General features: G+C 71.6%; 20 protein-coding genes. 14 read left to right on the forward strand and 6 right to left on the reverse strand.

Annotation, left to right across the window (positions count from 1 at the left end):
- Positions 1 to 272: 272 nt before the first annotated feature.
- Both bla and ACZ58N_RS00735 read left to right on the forward strand, forming a co-directional pair.
- Positions 273 to 1,190, forward strand: a complete 918-nt coding sequence (gene bla / locus ACZ58N_RS00730) for a class A beta-lactamase (RefSeq protein WP_471153894.1) — start codon at positions 273 to 275, stop codon at positions 1,188 to 1,190.
- Positions 1,191 to 1,248: 58 nt separating this feature from the next.
- Complete coding sequence (locus ACZ58N_RS00735) at positions 1,249 to 1,806, forward strand: DinB family protein (protein ID WP_471153895.1); 558 nt, start codon at positions 1,249 to 1,251, stop codon at positions 1,804 to 1,806.
- A 23-nt stretch (positions 1,807 to 1,829) separates the two neighbouring features.
- On the opposite strand, the gene ACZ58N_RS00740 is transcribed toward ACZ58N_RS00735, so the two are convergent.
- Together ACZ58N_RS00740 and ACZ58N_RS00745 are read right to left on the reverse strand one after the other, a co-directional pair.
- On the reverse strand, positions 1,830 to 2,441 hold the full coding sequence (locus tag ACZ58N_RS00740) for a CatB-related O-acetyltransferase (protein WP_471153898.1): 612 nt from the start codon (positions 2,439 to 2,441) through the stop codon (positions 1,830 to 1,832).
- 155 nt (positions 2,442 to 2,596) lie between these two features.
- Complete coding sequence (locus ACZ58N_RS00745; RefSeq protein WP_471153900.1) at positions 2,597 to 3,340, reverse strand: carbonic anhydrase; 744 nt, start codon at positions 3,338 to 3,340, stop codon at positions 2,597 to 2,599.
- 173 nt (positions 3,341 to 3,513) lie between these two features.
- On the opposite strand from ACZ58N_RS00745, the gene ACZ58N_RS00750 reads away from it, so the two are divergent.
- A complete protein-coding gene (locus tag ACZ58N_RS00750; RefSeq protein WP_471153903.1) occupies positions 3,514 to 4,062 on the forward strand; it encodes an MmcQ/YjbR family DNA-binding protein in 549 nt (182 codons plus the stop codon).
- A 3-nt stretch (positions 4,063 to 4,065) separates the two neighbouring features.
- Here ACZ58N_RS00750 and ACZ58N_RS00755 read toward each other — a convergent pair whose 3' ends face one another.
- Positions 4,066 to 5,034, reverse strand: a complete 969-nt coding sequence (locus ACZ58N_RS00755; protein WP_471153905.1) for a helix-turn-helix transcriptional regulator — start codon at positions 5,032 to 5,034, stop codon at positions 4,066 to 4,068.
- 63 nt (positions 5,035 to 5,097) lie between these two features.
- Between ACZ58N_RS00755 and ACZ58N_RS00760 the strand changes: the two genes are divergently transcribed.
- Positions 5,098 to 6,243 (forward strand): epoxide hydrolase family protein, encoded by a 1,146-nt coding sequence (locus ACZ58N_RS00760; protein WP_471153908.1) that lies wholly within the window; start codon positions 5,098 to 5,100, stop codon positions 6,241 to 6,243.
- Positions 6,244 to 6,307: 64 nt separating this feature from the next.
- Here ACZ58N_RS00760 and ACZ58N_RS00765 read toward each other — a convergent pair whose 3' ends face one another.
- Together ACZ58N_RS00765 and ACZ58N_RS00770 are read right to left on the reverse strand one after the other, a co-directional pair.
- The gene (locus ACZ58N_RS00765) at positions 6,308 to 6,817 is read right to left on the reverse strand and encodes a 2'-5' RNA ligase family protein (RefSeq protein WP_471153910.1); all 510 of its coding nucleotides are present in this window, start codon (positions 6,815 to 6,817) and stop codon (positions 6,308 to 6,310) included.
- A gap of 103 nt (positions 6,818 to 6,920) precedes the next feature.
- Entirely contained in the window at positions 6,921 to 7,466 is a 546-nt protein-coding gene (locus ACZ58N_RS00770) for a MarR family winged helix-turn-helix transcriptional regulator (RefSeq protein WP_471153912.1), read from the reverse strand.
- Between the two features lie 367 nt (positions 7,467 to 7,833).
- Between ACZ58N_RS00770 and ectA the strand changes: the two genes are divergently transcribed.
- The 10 genes from ectA (at position 7,834) to ACZ58N_RS00820 (ending at position 16,626) form a co-directional block, all read left to right on the forward strand.
- Entirely contained in the window at positions 7,834 to 8,403 is a 570-nt protein-coding gene (gene ectA, locus ACZ58N_RS00775; protein ID WP_471153914.1) for a diaminobutyrate acetyltransferase, read from the forward strand.
- A gap of 57 nt (positions 8,404 to 8,460) precedes the next feature.
- Entirely contained in the window at positions 8,461 to 9,729 is a 1,269-nt protein-coding gene (gene ectB / locus ACZ58N_RS00780; protein WP_471153916.1) for a diaminobutyrate--2-oxoglutarate transaminase, read from the forward strand.
- A 37-nt stretch (positions 9,730 to 9,766) separates the two neighbouring features.
- Positions 9,767 to 10,171 carry an ectoine synthase gene (locus ACZ58N_RS00785; RefSeq protein WP_281204309.1) on the forward strand — a complete coding sequence of 135 codons (405 nt, stop codon included), beginning with the start codon at positions 9,767 to 9,769 and terminating at the stop codon, positions 10,169 to 10,171.
- A gap of 55 nt (positions 10,172 to 10,226) precedes the next feature.
- Positions 10,227 to 11,129: an ectoine hydroxylase gene (thpD, locus tag ACZ58N_RS00790; protein ID WP_471153919.1), complete on the forward strand. Its 903-nt coding sequence runs from the start codon at positions 10,227 to 10,229 to the stop codon at positions 11,127 to 11,129.
- A 118-nt stretch (positions 11,130 to 11,247) separates the two neighbouring features.
- Positions 11,248 to 12,147: an NAD-dependent protein deacetylase gene (locus ACZ58N_RS00795; RefSeq protein WP_471153921.1), complete on the forward strand. Its 900-nt coding sequence runs from the start codon at positions 11,248 to 11,250 to the stop codon at positions 12,145 to 12,147.
- Between the two features lie 181 nt (positions 12,148 to 12,328).
- Entirely contained in the window at positions 12,329 to 13,831 is a 1,503-nt protein-coding gene (locus tag ACZ58N_RS00800; RefSeq protein WP_471153923.1) for a SulP family inorganic anion transporter, read from the forward strand.
- Positions 13,832 to 13,959: 128 nt separating this feature from the next.
- A complete protein-coding gene (locus ACZ58N_RS00805) occupies positions 13,960 to 14,382 on the forward strand; it encodes a hypothetical protein (protein ID WP_471153924.1) in 423 nt (140 codons plus the stop codon).
- A 153-nt stretch (positions 14,383 to 14,535) separates the two neighbouring features.
- Positions 14,536 to 15,135 carry an ECF RNA polymerase sigma factor SigK gene (gene sigK / locus ACZ58N_RS00810; protein ID WP_471153927.1) on the forward strand — a complete coding sequence of 200 codons (600 nt, stop codon included), beginning with the start codon at positions 14,536 to 14,538 and terminating at the stop codon, positions 15,133 to 15,135.
- Positions 15,132 to 15,941, forward strand: coding sequence for an anti-sigma factor (locus tag ACZ58N_RS00815; protein ID WP_471153928.1), 810 nt, complete (start codon positions 15,132 to 15,134; stop codon positions 15,939 to 15,941). Before sigK ends, ACZ58N_RS00815 begins: the two co-directional genes overlap by 4 nt.
- A gap of 235 nt (positions 15,942 to 16,176) precedes the next feature.
- A complete protein-coding gene (locus ACZ58N_RS00820) occupies positions 16,177 to 16,626 on the forward strand; it encodes an SRPBCC family protein (protein ID WP_471153931.1) in 450 nt (149 codons plus the stop codon).
- Between the two features lie 185 nt (positions 16,627 to 16,811).
- Here ACZ58N_RS00820 and ACZ58N_RS00825 read toward each other — a convergent pair whose 3' ends face one another.
- Positions 16,812 to 17,207 (reverse strand): hypothetical protein, encoded by a 396-nt coding sequence (locus ACZ58N_RS00825; RefSeq protein WP_471155172.1) that lies wholly within the window; start codon positions 17,205 to 17,207, stop codon positions 16,812 to 16,814.
- Positions 17,208 to 17,451: the final 244 nt, after the last annotated feature.

Consider the following 17,451-nt stretch of genomic DNA (forward strand, 5'->3'; position numbering starts at 1 on the left):
CCGATAGGCGGCATCACCGCCATTCCACACTTAGACCCCTCACCGGGACCAGACGGTCTTCGGCCGATCCCGGGGGCGCCCTCCGGCCGCCGATTCGCCGCGGTCGTCGCCGTGGCTCCTGGTCCCGCAAGTTCCTTGATGAAAGCGTGACCTGACGGCTCATCGGCAGTACGCCATGACAACACCGGCCCCACCCGGGAACCGAATTGATCACGTTTGGCGTCTTCCGGATCACATGACCGCACAGAACTGACGGAAGAGGAGAAGCTGACGTGAAGACCCCGGGAACCATCCCGTCCCGTCGCTCACTGCTGACCGCGGGAGCGGGGGCGGCCCTGGCCGTGGCGCTGCCGGCGGGCGCGGCCCGTGCGGCCTCGTCGCCGGGCCCGACCGGTGTCGTGCGGCAGTTGCGCGACCTGGAACGCGAGTACGGGGCACGGTTGGGGGTGTACGCGCGGGACACGGCGACCGGTCGCACCGTCCTCCACCGCTCCGACGAGCTCTTCCCCATGTGTTCGGTGTTCAAGACGGTCGCCGTGGCGGCGGTGCTGCGCGACCTGGACCGCGACGGCACCTTCCTGGCCAAGCGCATCCACTACACGCAGCAGGAGGTCACGGACGCGGGCGGCGGTGAGATCACGAAGCGTCCCGAGAACATCGCGGGCGGGCTGACCGTGGCCGAGCTCTGCTCGGCGGCCATCGCCCAGAGCGACAACGCCGCCGCCAACCTGCTGCTCCGCGAACTGGGCGGCCCCACCGCGGTCACCCGTTTCAGCCGCTCGGTCGGGGACCCCACGACCCGGCTCGACCGGATGGAGCCCGAGCTGAACTCGGCCGAACCCGATCGGGTCACCGACACCACCACGCCCGGGGCGATCGGGCGGACGTACGCGCGGCTCACCCTCGGCCACCTGTTGACCCCACAGGACCGGGAGCGACTGACCGGGTGGCTGCTGGCCAACACCACCAGCGGCGATCGACTCCGGGCGGGTCTGCCCCGCGACTGGGCCGTGGCCGACAAGACGGGTGCGGGATCGTACGGCACCAACAACGACGTGGGCATCGCATGGCCGCCCGGACGCCCCCCGGTGGTCCTGTCGATCCTCTCCACCATGCCGGACGCGGACGCGCCCCGTGACAACACTCTGATCGCCAGGACCGCGAAACTGCTGGCGGATACGTTCGCATGAGGACCGGGCCCACAAATCCGTTCGCGGCACCGGGTGCTCGTGGAGGATCATTCGCCGGATGAACGATGAACCCGCGCGATGGACCCAGGCAACCGTGTACCCCGACATGTGGGTCGACCCGGCCGACGACCCGCGTGACACGCGGACCAGCCGGGACGGCGAGCTCGCCACGCTGGAGGACTTCCTGTCGGACTACCGCCTGACCCTGCGGATGAAGTGCGAGGGCCTGACCCCGGAACAACTGGCCCGCCGTTCGGTCCCGCCGTCGACGATGTCGCTGCTGGGGCTGCTGCGGCACCTCGCCGAGGCGGAGCGGGACTGGCACAACTGGATCACCGAGGGTGATCCGTTGCCGAAGTTGTACGGGAAGCGCGACGCGGACTTCGACGAGGCGGTCGCGGACCAGGCCGTGGTGGACGCCGCGTACGCCGATCTGGAGCGCGAGCAGGCCGCGACCGACGCCGCCCTGGCCGGGCATCCGGACCTGGGCGAGCGCCTGGGCGAGGACGACATCGCGGTGCGGGAACTGCTGGTCCACAGGATCGAGGAGTACGCCCGGCACTGCGGCCACGCCGACCTGCTGCGCGAGTGCGTCGACGGCCGCGTGGGCCAGTAGGGGCACGGCCGGCCCCCGGTCGGTCACCGGGGGCGGGTCGGGGCGGCGGCCTCCAGATCGTCGACGCTGCCCGCCATCACGGTGCGCACGTGCCGGGTGAGGTGCTCGGCCGGCCAGTCCCACCAGGCGACGGCGAGCAGGCGGGCGACCTCGGCCTCGCTGTAGCGCGTACGGATCAGCCCGGCCGGGTTGCCGCCGACGATGCCGTAGTCGGGCACGTCCTCGACGACGACGGACCGGGAGGCGACGATCGCGCCGTGGCCGATGCGCACGCCGGGCATGACCGTGACGCCGTGGCCGAACCAGACGTCGTTGCCGACGACGGTGTCCCCGCGTCCGGGGAGACCGGTGATGAGGTCGAAGTGCTCGGCCCAGCCGCCGCCCATGATGGGGAACGGGAAGGTCGACGGTCCGTCCATGCGGTGGTTGGCGCCGTTCATGATGAATCGGACGCCGGTGCCCAGCGCGCAGTACTTCCCGATGACGAGCTTCTCCGGCCCGTAGTGGTGGAGGACGTTGCGGGTTTCGAAAGCCGTGGCGTCGTCCGGGTCGTCGTAGTAGGAGTACTCTCCGACCTCGATCAACGGGGACGTCACCAGCGGTTTCAGGAGCACGACGCGCGGCTGTCCCGGCATCGGGTGGAGCGTCGAGGGGTCCGGCGCGTGGACGGGCCGGGCTGCTTCGGTCGGATCGGGATTCACTGGGGCACCACTCCGGGCGGTCTGTGCGTGCGTACGGACGGTGCGTCCATGATCCCCGATCCTCGGGCCGGCCGACGTGTCACGGGGCGTCAGGGAGAGGCGTCGATCCGGTGGACCCGCTGGCTGGTCAGTTCGTACCTGGCGGGGATGACGGACAGTCCGCCGGTCGCGATCCTTTCGGCCAGGGCCGGCTCCGCCGACAGGCGTCCGGCCACCAGCCGCACGTTGGCGTCGACGGCCGCGTCGACCCGCGCGGCGCCCGTCAGCCCACGGTCGATGGCCGGGCGGATCTGATCGACCAGGTACTGCATGTGGCCGGGCAGCCCCGTCCCGCTCTCGTCCGCGTGGACGGCTGCCGCGACCGCCCCGCACGACTGGTGTCCGAGGATCACGACGAGCGGGATGGCCAGCTCCACGACCCCGTAGGCGATGCTGGCCAGGACCGCCTCGTCGAGGACCTCGCCGGCCGACCGCACGGTCAGCAGATCACCGAGGCCCTGGTCGAAGACCAACTCCGGCGGCACCCTGGAGTCCACGCAGCCCAGGATGACGGCGAAGGGGTGCTGTCCGGTGACGAGCGTCCTGCGCACCGCCCTGGTTTCGTCGGGGTGTCGTTCGTGCAGGGTCCTCCAGCGTCGGTTCCCCGCGTCGAGCACCCGCATCGCGGACAGGGGAGTCGTCGGGCGAGGGCCGTTCAGTCCTTCCGTGGGGGAGGTCCTGTCGTCCGGCAGGCCGGCGACCAGTCCGGCGCCGACGGCAACCGTTCCCGTCAGCGCGGCCCGCACGAAGAGGCGCCGGCCACGGTCCTCATGACGTTCGACTTCAGGAGTCATAGCGGACCAAAATAGGCGCATTCGCGCCTCAAAATGCCATCCGGCACTCTTCTTGGATCGGCCTTTGGTCATCTTTGAACGAATCCCGACGAAAAACCTCGGCGTCGGGCGCGCCCCGTCGATGTCCCGCCCGGGCAGGGGCCGCGTCGGCGGCGGCGTGCGAGGGTGGAGCCGTGACGACTCTCACCCAACTCCGTCGGACCGCGCTCACCCTCCCCGAAACCGTCGAACGGCCCGCCGCGGGCGGCGCCGGCGTCGTGTTCTCCGTACGGGACCGTTGGTTCGCCCGGGCCGACGCCGACGGCGAACTCGGCCTCCACCTGGCCGAGGCCGAGGCACGGGAGCTGCGCGACGCCCACCCGACGGCCGGTGTGCTCGCTCGCGGCACCGCGGCGATCGGCGTCCGGATCCCGCTCGGCGACCTGGACGGCCAACAGCTGAACCACTGGGTGCGCAGGGCCTGGCTCGGGCGGGCCCCGAAGGCCTTGGCCTCGGCCCAGTCGGCCGCCGCGACCGTCACCGCCGGGGAGGTCGGCGACCTGCCCCGGGGCATCGGCAACCCCGCGACCAGGGCGCTCGCCGCCGCCGGACTGACCACCCTGGACGACGTCGCGGGCCTGCGGCGGGCCGAACTGGCCGCCCTCCACGGCGTCGGCCCGAAGGCGGTCCGGGTGCTGGAGGAGGCACTGGCCGCCACCGGGCGGACCCTGCGGGAGGCGTGAGGCTCAGGCCTCCGGCGGGGTCGAGCGTGCGTAGCGTCCGGCGAGCCCGCGCAGGTGGGCCACCAGTTCGGGGGGCTCGGTGACCTCGAAGTCGAAGTCCAGCATGCCCAGGTGCACGGCGAGGGCCTGCCACGTGTCGGCGCCGGTGACCAGGGTGCAGCGGTCGGCGTCGACGGCCTCCACCGTGCCGACCGCGGGATTGATCCGCTCCACCACCGCGGCCGCCGACGCCTGGACGGTCACCCGCGCGTGGTGGCGCCAGGCCGCGCTCGACACCCGCCCCGAGACGTAGGCCGCGAGGTCGGCGGCGGGCGCCTCGCGCGGGACGAAGCGCGGTCCGGTCGGGGTACGGGGACGCATGCGGTCGACCCTGAACGTCCGCCAGTCCTCCCGTTCGACGTCCCACGCCACGAGGTACCAGCGGCGTCCCCAGTTCACCGCACGGTGGGGCTCGACGATGCGACTGGTCGGCGTTCCGGCATGGTCGAGGTAGTCGAAGCGCAGTCGTTCCCGGTCTCGGCAGGCGGACACCAGGGTGGTCAGGACGTCCGCGGAGACGCTCGGGGCCGGGCTGTCCGCCGGGACGGCGACGGTGTACGCCTGGAGCGTCCGCACCCGTCGGCGCAGCCGCGACGGCAGGACCTGTTCGAGTTTGGCCAACGCCCGCAGGGAGGTCTCCTCGGTACCGGGAACGGCGCCCTGCGCGGCGGTCCGCAGGGCGATCGTCACCGCGACGGCCTCCTCGTCGTCGAGCAGCAGCGGAGGCATCGCCGCTCCCGCACCCAGCCGGTAGCCGCCGGTGGCGCCGCGTGCGGCGTCCACGGGATAGCCGAGTTCGCGCAGTCGATCGATGTCCTTGCGGACGGTGCGCCCGCTGACCCCCAACCGCTCGGACAGCTCGGAACCCGGCCAGGAGCGCGGGGTTTGCAACAGGGAGAGGAGCGCGAGGAGCCGCGCGGAAGTATCGAGCATGAAACCCAGCCTGTGCGGTCATTAGGAAGGCAGCGTGCCTATATCGAGACTAACGTCCCACCCATGGAGAACAGCAGCGGCACCGACGCCCGGATCCACCCGTACCGCATCGACATCGCGCAGGAGGAACTCGACGACCTGCGTGACCGGCTGGCACGCACCCGCTGGGGCAGCGAGATCCCCGGCGCCGGTTGGAGCCGCGGCGTGCCCACCGACTACCTCAAGGGCCTGGCCGCGTACTGGGCCGACGGCTTCGACTGGCGCAAGGCGGAGGCGGAGCTCAACGAGTTCCCGCAGTTCACGACAGAGATCGACGGCCAGAACATCCACTTCCTGCACGTCCGTTCGCAGAACCCGGCGGCCGTTCCGCTGGTCCTGGTGCACGACTGGCCGTGCTCGTTCGTCCAGTTCGTCGATGTCATCGGGCCGCTTTCGCGGGACTTCCACGTCGTCGTGACCTCCACGCCCGGTACCGGGTTCTCGGGCCCGCTCGGCGAGGCGGGCTGGAACACCGGTCGCATCGCCGGGGCGTTCGTCGAGCTGATGGAGCGGCTCGGTTACGGCTCCTACGGGGTTCAGGGCACCGGCGGCGGGGCCTGGATCGTCGCCGAGATGGGCCGTCGGGCGCCCGATCGGGTCGTCGGCGTGCACGTCAACGGCCTGATCACCTTCCCCTCGGGGGATCCCGCCGAGTTCGAGGGCCTGACGGACCCCGAGCAGGAGCGGCTGGCCCGGCTGGAGGAGTTCCAGCAGGACAGGATGGGCTTCAACGCCATCCAGTCCACCCGCCCGCAGACCCTCGCGTACGGTCTTCACGACTCCCCCGTCGGTCAACTGGCCTGGATCGCGGAAAAGTTCAAGGAGTGGACCGATCCTGCGGCGGAGCTCCCCGAGGACGCCGTCGGCCGCGACCGACTGCTGACCAACATCAGCGTCTACTGGTTCAGCGGCACGGCCGGATCCTCGGCGAACCTCTACTACGAGGCGGGACACGACGCGAGCGCCTGGGCCCCGAAGCCGCGCGGCACCGTGCCCACCGGCGTGGCGGTCGCGCTCGGCACCGACGTGGCCATCCGCCGTTTCGCGGAGCGGGACCACCACGTCACCCACTGGACCGAGCTGGAGCGGGGCGGCAACTTCCTCGCACTTGAGCAGCCGGAGGCGTTCGTCGCCGACGTCCGCGCGTTCTTCGCCGCCCTCGACGCCTGAGCGGACGAACCCGGTGGCCGGCCGGTACCCGCCCCGTGTGCCGGGGGCGGGTACCGGCCGGGGGTCAGGCGAGCGGCGCCGAGACGCGGCGTCGCCAGCCGCGGTCGGTCAGGGCCACGAGGTGGACGGCCTGCGCCCGCGCCCGGAGGGGAAGGAGTTCCCCCACCCGGTCGCCCACGCACCGGGCTTGCGCCTCGTCGCAGCCCATGGCCAGCGTGACGTGTGCGGCGGGCGACTCCCCGAAGTGTCCGCCGTAGGGGCGCACCTGCGGCCACCCGGCGCGGAACGCCGTGATGACGGGGTCGAGTTCGGCGGCCTCGACCGCGATGAATCCGGGCGCCGTGACCAACCGCCGCAGCAGTGGGTCCACCGAGGTCAGCGACCCGGCGAGTCGGCGGATCGCGCACTCCGTGTCGTCTTCGAGGTCCGCGACGGGCACGAACGGGTACAGGACCGTCACGTGGGCGGGGAGGCCCGTCCTGACGAGCCTCGGGTCCACCCCGGCGACGGCGTCCAACAACACCTCCGCCTCGGGCAGTTCGATCACGAGGGCGGTCGTTCCGATGGCCGGCACGGATCCATCCTCGCACGGCCGCGACGGGCCCGACCCCGGCACCCGGTTCCGTCGGGGGGACCGCCCGGCCCCGCCCCACCCGGCCGGCTGCGTGTGCGCCGGCTCAGCCCGGGAGGTGGGGATCCGTCCACCCGCAGGGCTGCGCGAGGTCGTGCGGGGCGGCCTCGGCGGGCTCCCCGCCCGCGGCGGCGAGGGCGCCGAGGGCGCCGACCAGCCCGGCGCGCTCGGCGTGCCCGAGCCGCGCCAGCAGGGCCGCCGTCTCCGCCCGGCGCCGGGCGGTGACGGCGGCCACCAGGCGCGCGCCCGAGTCCGTGGCGGTGAGCACCGTCTCCCGTCGGTTCTCCCGGTTGGGTCTGCGGTCCGCCAGACCCGCCGCGATCAGCCGATCGACCATGCGCATGGCGGTCGACGGGTTGACCGCCATCACCCCGGCGAGGGCGACCAGTTTCACGTGCCGGCGGGCCACCAGGACGTCGAGCATCCGGAACTGCGCGGGCGTGACCCCGTCCCCGGCGGCTGCCGCCAGGGCCTTGGTCGAGATGGACACGAGCATGTGGGAGGCGGTCAGGACCGCGTGCGTCAGGTCGTCGACCTCATCGGCCTCGGCCACGGCAGGCGGGGGATCCGCGGATCGCGTTTCCTCGGTCATACCTCTTTGTACCGCCTGATCCTTCCGGATTCCCAGGGGTCCGACGCTCCGGCGGGAACTCCGAAGGCGGTGCGCGGGGGCCGTGCGACCGAGGGGGCCCACTCGCATGTCCCGTTCCCCCGGGTCGAAACGGGGGAACCGTCGATTGTCGTGGCTTTCACACCGCAAATATGGCACAGGGCAAAGACGTTATAGTCTCGTGACCTTGGCAAATTTTGGGGTATTTCATGCCGATAAATGCTGCTCTGGCTCGGGTCATCGAGGAGGTTGTCCGCATCGTGGATGCCGTGGGATAACACGGAGCGGCGGTGTCCGGAAGCCCGTACGGGCATGTTTTTTGGGCAGATGCTCGGTAGCTTCGGCCCGCATGACCGCCGTCCCCGTAGATCCGGCCACCCGTCCCCGACCCGGCACCTCCACCCATCCACCCACGATTCGAGCCGACCGGCCCGACGTCTCCGACGGCCCCGACCTCTGGCGCATCGCCCGCGAAGCGCAGACCCTGGACGTCAACTCCCCCTACAGCTACCTGCTGTGGTGCCGGGACTTCGCCGCCACCTCCGCCGTCGCCCGCGACCGGACCGGCCGCCCGGTCGGCTTCGTCACGGGATACCTCCGCCCCGACGCGCCGGGCACGCTGTTGATCTGGCAGGTCGCGGTGGACGCCACCGCCCGGGGGCAGGGGATCGCCGGGTACCTGCTCGACCACCTCACCGAACGGGTCGCCGCAGAGCACGCGCTCGACGTCCTGGAGACCACCATCAGCCCCGGAAACACCGCGTCGGAAAGGCTGTTCGCGTCGTACGCCGAGCGCCACGGCGCCCGCGTCACCCGGAAGGTCCTCTTCGCCGAGGAGCACTTCCCCGGTGGCGCCGGGCACCACGAGGCGGAGGTGCTGCACAGCATCGGCAGCCCCGGCGAGCCACTGACCACGTAGGCCGGCCCGCGCACGGCCCCCTCACCCACCGATCGCCACAGACCACAGGAGATCCTCTTGACCACGACAGCACCGACCCAGACCGTCTTCGAAACCGTCGAGTCGGAGGTGCGCAGCTACTGCCGCGCCTGGCCCGTCGTCTTCGACCGCGCGCAGGGCAGCCGCCTCCACGACGAGAACGGTCGCAGCTACCTGGACTTCTTCGCCGGCGCCGGCTCGCTCAACTACGGACACAACAACCCGGTGTTGAAGCGGGCGTTGCTCGACTACATCGAACGCGACGGCATCACGCACGCCCTGGACATGTCGACGACCGCCAAGCGGGCCTTCCTGGAGACCTTCCAGTCGGCAATCCTCGCGCCCCGCGCCCTGCCGTACAAGGTGATGTTCCCCGGCCCCACCGGCACCAACGCGGTCGAGGCCGCCCTGAAGTTGGCCCGGAAGGCCAAGGGGCGCGAGGCGGTCGTCTCCTTCACCAACGCCTTCCACGGCATGTCCCTGGGTTCGCTCGCCGTGACCGGCAACGCCTTCAAACGCGCCGGAGCCGGCGTTCCGCTGGTGCACAGCACGCCGATGCCCTTCGACAACTACCTCGGGGGCCGGACGCCGGACTTCCTGTGGTTCGAGCGGCTGTTGGAGGACCAGGGTTCCGGTCTCAACAACCCGGCCGCCGTGATCGTCGAGACGGTGCAGGGCGAGGGTGGCGTCAACGTGGCGCGCGCCGAGTGGCTGCGCGCCCTCGCCGACCTGTGCCGCCGGCGGGACATGCTGCTGATCGTCGACGACGTGCAGATGGGCTGCGGCCGCACCGGCGATTTCTTCTCCTTCGAGGAGGCGGGCATCACGCCCGACATCGTCACCGTCTCCAAGTCCATCAGCGGCTACGGACTGCCCATGGCGCTCTGCCTGTTCAAGCCCGAACTCGACATCTGGGAGCCGGGCGAGCACAACGGCACGTTCCGCGGCAACAACCCGGCCTTCGTCACGGCAACCGCCGCGCTGGAGACCTACTGGCGCGACGGCGTCCTGCGCGAACGCACCCGCGTCCAGGGCGACCGCATCGAGCAGGCCCTCATGGACCTCTGCGCGGAGCACGAGCGGGACGGCGTCTCGTACCGCGGTCGCGGCATGGTGTGGGGTCTTGAGTTCACCCGCAAGGAACGCGCCGCGGAAGTGTGCCGCAGGGCCTTCGAGAACGGCCTGCTCATCGAGACCTCCGGTCCGGAGAGCGAGGTCGTCAAGTTGCTGCCGGCGCTCACCGTGTCGGCCGACGAGCTCGACGAGGGCCTCGACATCCTCGCGCGGTCCGTCCGCGAGACGGCCTGACAGCACCGCACCCGACCCCACGAAGGGCAGCACCACCGTGATCGTCCGATCCTTCCGTGACATCGAGGGCACCGACCGCCACGTCAAGGCGGCCTCCGGTACCTGGGAGAGCAAGCGCCTCATCCTGGCGAAGGAGCGCGTCGGCTTCTCCCTCCACGAGACCGTCCTGTACACCGGCACCGAGACGTCCATGTGGTACGCCAACCACGTCGAGGCGGTGGTGTGCGTCGAGGGCGAGGCCGAACTCACCGACGAGGAGACCGGCGAGAAGCACACCATCACGCCGGGCACCGTCTACGTCCTCGACGGCCACGAGCGGCACACCCTGCGCGTCATCAGCGAGTTCCGATGCCTGTGCGTCTTCAACCCGCCGGTGACCGGCCGTGAGGACCACGACGAGAACGGCGTGTACCCGCTGCTCACCGAACCGGATCCGGTCTGACGTTTCCCGACCCGGTCCGCACCCACCGAACCCGAGAGGAGAGGCAAGCAACGCCATGCTCACTGCCACCGAACGCACCCTCGCCGACCTGTACCCCACCCGGGGCTCCGAAGAAGTCCTCATCGGCCGCAAGGACCCCGTCGTGTGGTCCGAGCCCGGTACGCCCGGGCCTTTCTGGGCCCGCGAGTTGGAGGGTTTCGAACGCGACGGCTTCGTGACCGCGGAGCAGTTGATCGGCCCGCACGAGGTCGAGGAGTACCGGGCCGAGATGGACCGGCTGGTGTCGGACCCCGACGTGCGGTCCGACGAACGGGCCATCGTGGAGCCCGGCTCGGGCGAGGTCCGCTCGGTCTTCGAGGTCCACCGCATCAGCGAGGTGTTCGCGCGGCTCGCCGCCGATCCGCGGCTCGTGGACCGGGCGCGACAGATCCTCGGTTCCGACGTGTACGTCCACCAGTCCCGCATCAACGCGAAGCCGGGATTCGGCGCGAGCGGCTTCTACTGGCACTCGGACTTCGAGACCTGGCACGCGGAGGACGGCCTGCCCCGGATGCGGACCGTCTCGGTGTCCATCGCCCTCACCCAGAACCACACGACCAACGGCAGCTTGATGATCATGCCGGGTTCCCACCGGACGTTCCTGGGCTGCGAGGGTGCGACGCCGAAGGACAACTACAAGAAGTCGCTCCAGATGCAGGACGCCGGGATCCCCTCCCCCGAGGCCCTGACGCGGTTCGCGTCGGCGTGCGGCATCCAGCAGTTCACCGGGGCGGCCGGATCGGCGACCTGGTTCGACTGCAACGCGCTGCACGGTTCCGGGGACAACATCACCCCCTACCCCCGCAGCAACGTCTTCCTGGTGTTCAACAGCGTGGAGAACCTGCCGATGGAGCCGTTCGCGGCGCCGATCCGACGGCCGTCCTTCATCGCCTCACGGGACTTCGCCCCGCTGCCCTGAGCCACCGCGGCCCCGTCGTTCCGCGCGGGGGCGCCCCCGTCCTCCCCCGCCGGCCCGCCCCACCCACGGGGCGTTCCCGCCCGGCGCACTCCTCGGGCCCGTTCCGTACCCTGGCGGCATGCGCACGCGCCCCACACTGAGCTGGACGCCCACCGAGCCCCCGGAGCCCGGCACCACGGACCCGGAGCCGGTTCGGGCCCTGCTGGGCGCCGGAGGAGTGCTGGTGCTCACCGGGGCGGGCATCTCCACGGAATCGGGCATCCCCGACTACCGGGGCGAGGGCGGGAGCCTGAGCCGGCACACCCCGATGACCTATCAGGACTTCACCGGGAGCGCCTCGGCCCGGCGCCGCTACTGGGCGCGCGGTCACCTCGGCTGGCGCACCTTCGGCCGGGCCCGGCCGAACGCGGGTCACCGGTCGGTGGCCGCGTTCGGGCGGCACGGCCTCCTCTCAGGGGTGATCACCCAGAACGTGGACGGTCTGCACCAGGCCGGTGGCAGCGGGGACGTGGTGGAGCTGCACGGAAGCCTCGGCCGGGTCGTCTGTCTGTCCTGCGGTGACATCGGCCCGCGGAGCGATCTCGCCCGACGGCTGGAGGAGGCCAACGCGGGCTTCGAACCGGTGGCCGCCGGCCTGAACCCGGACGGCGACGCCGACCTCACCGACGAGCAGGTCGCGGGCTTCCGGGTGCTGCCCTGCGCGCGGTGCGGCGGCGTCCTCAAGCCGGACGTGGTGTTCTTCGGGGAGGCCGTTCCGCCGGAGCGGGTCGAGCGCTGTCGGGCCATGGTCGACGAGGCGTCCTCGCTCCTGGTGCTGGGTTCCTCGCTGACGGTGATGTCCGGGCTCCGGTTCGTCCGCCGCGCCGCGGAGGCGGGAAAGCCCGTGGTGATCGTCAACCGGGACCCGACGCGCGGCGACCGGTACGCCGTCGCCCGGGTCGAGCTTCCGCTGGGGACGGCGCTGACCGGGCTGGCCGCCCGTCTGGGCATCCCCGTCGAGGACGTGCCGCCGGCCTGAGCCGGGGCGCCCCACGATGCGGGCACCCCCGAGGTTCCACCGCGCCCCTGGGGTACGGTCTGTGGTCGGCACGAACGGGTTCGCCCCGCCCGCCGGCTCCGAGGTCGATCCGGCCTCCGCCTCCACCAGCACGCCCCGACCCGTCGACGGGCCGTGCCCGAGCACGACAGGTCCGACTTCCTTGCCTTCTGCTGCTGCGGCCGCATCCCCGGGCGCGCGCCTGCGCGGCCTGACGCCCGACTGGCTGTCCGATCCGAAGGTGTGGCGCACCGAGGTGCTCGCCGGCCTCGTCGTCGCGCTCGCGCTGATACCCGAGGCGATCTCGTTCTCGATCATCGCCGGGGTCGATCCCGCCATCGGGTTGTTCAGCTCCTTCACCATGGCCGTGGTCATCTCCGTCGTCGGTGGCAGGCGGGCGATGATCTCCGCCGCGACCGGCGCGGTCGCCCTGGTGATCGCGCCGCTCAACCGGGAACACGGCCTCGGCCACCTGATCGCGGCGGTGATCCTGGCAGGCGTCCTCCAGGTCGTGCTCGGTGCGCTGGGCGTGGCCCGGCTGATGCGCTTCGTCCCGCGCTCGGTCATGGTCGGGTTCGTCAATTCCCTGGCCATCCTGATCTTCATGACGCAGATCCCCGAACTGCGGAACGTGCCCTGGCCGGTGTATCCGCTGTTCATCGGCGGCCTGGCGCTGTTGGTGTTCCTCCCGCGGATCACCACCGCGGTCCCCGCGCCCCTGGTGTCCATCGCCGTCCTCACCGCCATCACGGTCGGCGCGGCCATCGCGGTGCCCACCGTCGGCGACCGGGGCGCCCTGCCCGACTCGCTGCCCGTGCCCGGCCTGCCGGACGTGCCGTTCACCCTGACCACCCTGACCACCGTTGCCCCGTACGCCTTCGCCATGGCACTCGTCGGGCTGATGGAGTCGTTGATGACGGCGAGGCTCGTCGACGACATCACCGACACCCGCTCGAACAAGACCCGCGAGTCCGTGGGCCAGGGCATCGCCAACATCGTGACCGGCTTCTTCGGCGGCATGGGCGGCTGCGCCATGATCGGCCAGACGATGATCAACGTGAAGGTCTCCGGCGCCCGCACCCGGTTGTCCACCTTCCTGGCGGGTGCCTTCCTGATGGTGCTGTGCTTCGCGTTCGGCCCGATCGTCTCCGAGATTCCCATGGCCGCGCTGGTCGCCGTCATGATCATGGTGTCGTGCGCGACCTTCGACTGGCACTCCATCGCCCCGAGGACCCTGTCGCGGATGCCCGCGGGCGAGATCGCGGTCATGGTCATCACCGTCGCGGCGGTGGTGAGCACCCACAACCTCGCCGTCGGCGTCGTGCTCGGGTCCGTCACCGCGATGGTCGTCTTCGCCAAGCGCGTGGCCCACCTCATCGAGGTCACCACCGTCCCGGACGGGGACACGGTCGTGCACCGGGTGAGCGGTGCGCTGTTCTTCGCCTCCTCCAACGACCTCGTCGGCCGGTTCGACTACGCCGGCGACCCGAGCGACGTCGTCATCGACCTGAGCGCGGCGCACGTCTGGGACGCCTCGTCGGTCGCGGTCCTCGACGCCATCGAGGCGAGGTACGCGGAGCGCGGGAAGACCGTCACGATCACCGGCTTGAACGGCCCGAGCGCCGCCCTCCACGGCAAGCTCACGGGGCAACTCACCCGTCCCTGACACAGGGCCCGCGATCCCGTCCCGAAAAAACGGACATCTCATCCCATCCACCCCCACCAGTGGCATCGAACTACTTGTGTCACATCAACCACTGCTCTCACTGCGGTGAGGGCGAGGAGGTGGGATCCATGTCCGTTCCCATCCGTGTCAGACACATGGCGGTGGCCGTCGCCTCGACCGGCATCCTCGTCGGCGGAGCGGCGCTCGGCGCCGCGGCCCCCGCGATGGCGGCGCCCGCCGCGACGCAGGCCGTCTCCGCTTCCGTCGCCGGTGACCGCGGCGAGCGGTGCGTCTGGAAGAAGGGCCACTGGGAGAAGCGGTGGGTCAAGGGCCACTGGGAGAAGCGCTGGGTCAAGAACCACTGGGACAACCACGGCAACGGGAACTGGAGCGGATACGGGAACGGCAACGGGGACCGTGACCGGGGTGGCGGCCACGGCGACTCCAGGTGGGGCAACAAGGGGCACTGGAAGTGGGTGTACGTCCCCGGCGAGTGGGACAGGCAGTGGGTCAAGGGCCACTGGGACTGCTCGTACAAGCACCGCTGGTAGCGGTCGCTTCCACCCGCAGCACACACGGTTCGACGAGGGCCCGCACCGCGGGCCCTCGTCTGCGTGGTACCCGTCCTCTCCGGATGCGCCCGGTCCACAACGGTGGTGGGATCGGAAGGCCCACGCACGCACCCGAGGAGCACGGGACCCCAGATGGCGGACAGCACGGACAGGGCGGTGAGCGCGGACGGTGTGAGCGCCGACCCCGAGGACGGGCCGGACGCGCTGCTGCTGCGGGTCGCCCAGGGCGACGCGGAGGCCTTCGCCCCCTTCTACGACGCGCTGGTCGCCTCCGTGACGGGCGTGGTGTGCCGGGTCCTGCGCGACGAGGACCAGGCCGCGGAGGTCACCCAGGAGGTGATGGTCGAGGTGTGGAGGACCGCAACCCGGTTCCGTCCCGAGATCGGGACGGCGAAGGCCTGGGTGCTGGTGCTGGCCCACCGGCGGGCCGTGGACCGCGTGCGTTCGGCGGAGGCGCGCCTGGTCCGGGAGGAGAAGGCGGCCCTGTTGAACCTGGTGCCGCCGTTCGACGAGGTCGCGGACGAGGTCGAGGGGCGTGACGAGTACGCGCGGGTGCGGCGCTGCCTGGACGCGTTGAGCGGGCCCCAGCAGGAGGCCGTACGGATGGCCTTCTACGAGGGGATGACCTACCGGGAGGTGGCCCGCTCGTTGGAGGCTCCCGAGGGGACGGTCAAATCCCGGCTGCGCGACGGCCTGCACCGGTTGCGCGGCTGTCTGGAGGCGTCCCGATGACCACCGTGCCCGACCCCCACGCGTCTCTCGGGGCGTACCTGCTGCACGCGCTGCCGCCCGATGAGGAGGCCGACTTCGCCCGGCACCTGGCGGGTTGCGTCTCCTGCCGCCGTGAGGCGGCCGCGCTCGGCCCCGTCGTCGCGGACCTGTGCGCCGTGCCGCCGGTGGCACCTCCCGCGGGGTCGCGGGCCGTGGTGCTGGAGCGGATCGCAGGCACTCCGCAGGAGGCCGCCGGACCCGCCGCGGCTCCCGGTCCCGCCCCGTCCCACGCTCCGGGCGCACCCGTGGGCCGGACCGCCGCGCCGGTGGCCCGGCCGCCCGCCCGGGTACGGCGCCTGCGGTGGGCCCTGGCCTGCTGCGCCGCGGCCGCGGTGGCGTTCGGCGGCATCGCCCTCTGGCAGCACCAGGAGGCCGAGGAGGCCCGCGCCGGATTGTCCGCGTCCCGCCCCTCCGGCCCCGCCAAGGAACTGGCGGAAGTGCTCTCCGCTCCGGACGCCCAGGTCAACGCCGCGCGGTTCGAGGACGGGGCCACCGGCTGCGTCATCGTCTCCCGGAGCGAGAGCCGGGCCGCCTTCATCGCGACGGGCCTGCCGAAACTGCCCGCCGACCAGGTCTACGCGCTCTGGTACGACGACGACGGCACGACCCGTTCGGCGGGCACCCTGGCAGCGGGTGGCAACTGGCACATCAAGCTCCTGGACGGACCGGTCGACCAGGCGACGGCCGTCGGTGTCACCGTCGAGTCGGCCGCGGGCTCCACCGGGCCGACCACGGCCCCGGTCGGAGTCGTGGACATCCCCGCCTGAGCGGCGCGGGTTCGGGTTCGGGTTCGGGCGCGGCCTCGGCTACGGCTACGGCTACGGCTACGGCTGAGGGAAGACAGTGCGTTCGGGGAGTGCCCGTCGTCGGTTCGGGGCAGGCGCGTCGGGAGCGGACGGCACCGGGGCTGTCCGCTCCCGGCGCCGGAGTACCGGTGTACCGGAGGGATCCCTCCGAGGCGTCGGCCCCCGTCACCCCGCAGTCGTGACCAGGAGGTCAACCATGTCGCAGGTCAAGGAATCCATCGCCGTCGATGTCCCGGTCGGCACCGCGTACGACCAGTGGACGCAGTTCGAGTCGTTCCCGCAGTTCATGGACGGTGTGGTGACGATCGAGCAGCGGACCGAGACGCTGACGCACTGGAAGACGAGGATCTCCGGGGTGGAGCGGGAGTTCGACGCGGAAATCACGGAGCAGATCCCCGACACGAAGGTCGCCTGGGTCAGCGTCGGCGGTGACACCGAGCAGTCCGGACTGGTGACCTTCCGCCCGCTCGATCCGTCCCACACCGAGGTCACGCTGAGGATGGACTTCGATCCCGAGGGGATGGCGGAGAACATCGGCGACAAACTGGGCTTCGTCGACCGTCAGGTCAAGAGCGATCTGATGCGCTTCAAGCACTTCATCGAAAACCGTGGGCAGGCCACCGGAGCATGGCGCGGCCGGGTCTGAACCGGCCGCCCCGGCACGGCCGGACCCCCCACCCGAGCCCCCGCCGGCGAAGCGGCCCACCGCGTCACGGGGCCCATGACGCGGACTGCCCCCGCCTCCACCGCGTGGCGGGCCCGCACCAGGACCGGCCCGGGCGACCACGGTCGTGCCGGGCCGGTCCCGTTCGTCGGTCCGCCGGGTGGACGTCACGCCCTTCGTGAGGCGGGTCCCACCCGGATCGCGGACCCGGCGCGGCGCCGGCCGGCGTGCAGGGCGAGCACGGTGACGGCGGTGGCGGTGAGTACACCCGCCTCCATGAAGCCGTCACGGGAGCGCCAGGACAGGACCGACCAACGGGACCGCGCGGACAGCAACGAGCCCGTACTGAGCCAGGAAGCGGTGGAGAGCAGGGAGAGCGAGGACCCGATGGAGGCGGCGGACAGGGCGGAGCCCACCGAGCCGACGGACAGCACCGAGCCGACCGAGCCGATCGACAGCACGGAGCCCACCGAGCCGATCGACAGCACCGAGTCCTTGGACCAGAGGGACAGGTAGGACCCGCTGCCCCGGCACCACGACTTCGTCAACGCACGCGGTTCGATCACCAGCTCATCCTGCCACGGGGAGTGGTCCGGGACACCTGCTCCGGGCCCGGCCGACGGGACCTCGACCCGCCGGAAAGGGACCCCGCGGCTTCTTACTGTCGGTAACCGGGCGGGCGGTGGCAAGAATCCAGCCGACCTCCCCAGCCTGCGGCGCGCCCGGGAGGCGTGGGCGGCCGACGGCGTTACCGTCACGGAACGCCACGTCGGCCCGGCGGGGTACGGCCGCCCCGCCCGGGCACCC

The sequence above is a fragment of the Streptomyces sp. NPDC040432 genome (assembly GCF_055595445.1).

Coding starts and splice junctions, on each gene's coding strand:
- ACZ58N_RS00735 (WP_471153895.1), top strand. CDS start 1,249: ATGAACGATGAACCCGCGCGATGGACCCAGGCAACCGTGTACCCCGAC.
- ACZ58N_RS00740 (WP_471153898.1), bottom strand. CDS start 2,441: ATGCCGGGACAGCCGCGCGTCGTGCTCCTGAAACCGCTGGTGACGTCC.
- ACZ58N_RS00745 (WP_471153900.1), bottom strand. CDS start 3,340: ATGACTCCTGAAGTCGAACGTCATGAGGACCGTGGCCGGCGCCTCTTC.
- ACZ58N_RS00755 (WP_471153905.1), bottom strand. CDS start 5,034: ATGCTCGATACTTCCGCGCGGCTCCTCGCGCTCCTCTCCCTGTTGCAA.
- ACZ58N_RS00760 (WP_471153908.1), top strand. CDS start 5,098: ATGGAGAACAGCAGCGGCACCGACGCCCGGATCCACCCGTACCGCATC.
- ACZ58N_RS00770 (WP_471153912.1), bottom strand. CDS start 7,466: ATGACCGAGGAAACGCGATCCGCGGATCCCCCGCCTGCCGTGGCCGAG.
- ectA (WP_471153914.1), top strand. CDS start 7,834: ATGACCGCCGTCCCCGTAGATCCGGCCACCCGTCCCCGACCCGGCACC.
- thpD (WP_471153919.1), top strand. CDS start 10,227: ATGCTCACTGCCACCGAACGCACCCTCGCCGACCTGTACCCCACCCGG.
- ACZ58N_RS00795 (WP_471153921.1), top strand. CDS start 11,248: ATGCGCACGCGCCCCACACTGAGCTGGACGCCCACCGAGCCCCCGGAG.
- ACZ58N_RS00805 (WP_471153924.1), top strand. CDS start 13,960: ATGTCCGTTCCCATCCGTGTCAGACACATGGCGGTGGCCGTCGCCTCG.
- sigK (WP_471153927.1), top strand. CDS start 14,536: ATGGCGGACAGCACGGACAGGGCGGTGAGCGCGGACGGTGTGAGCGCC.
- ACZ58N_RS00815 (WP_471153928.1), top strand. CDS start 15,132: ATGACCACCGTGCCCGACCCCCACGCGTCTCTCGGGGCGTACCTGCTG.
- ACZ58N_RS00820 (WP_471153931.1), top strand. CDS start 16,177: ATGTCGCAGGTCAAGGAATCCATCGCCGTCGATGTCCCGGTCGGCACC.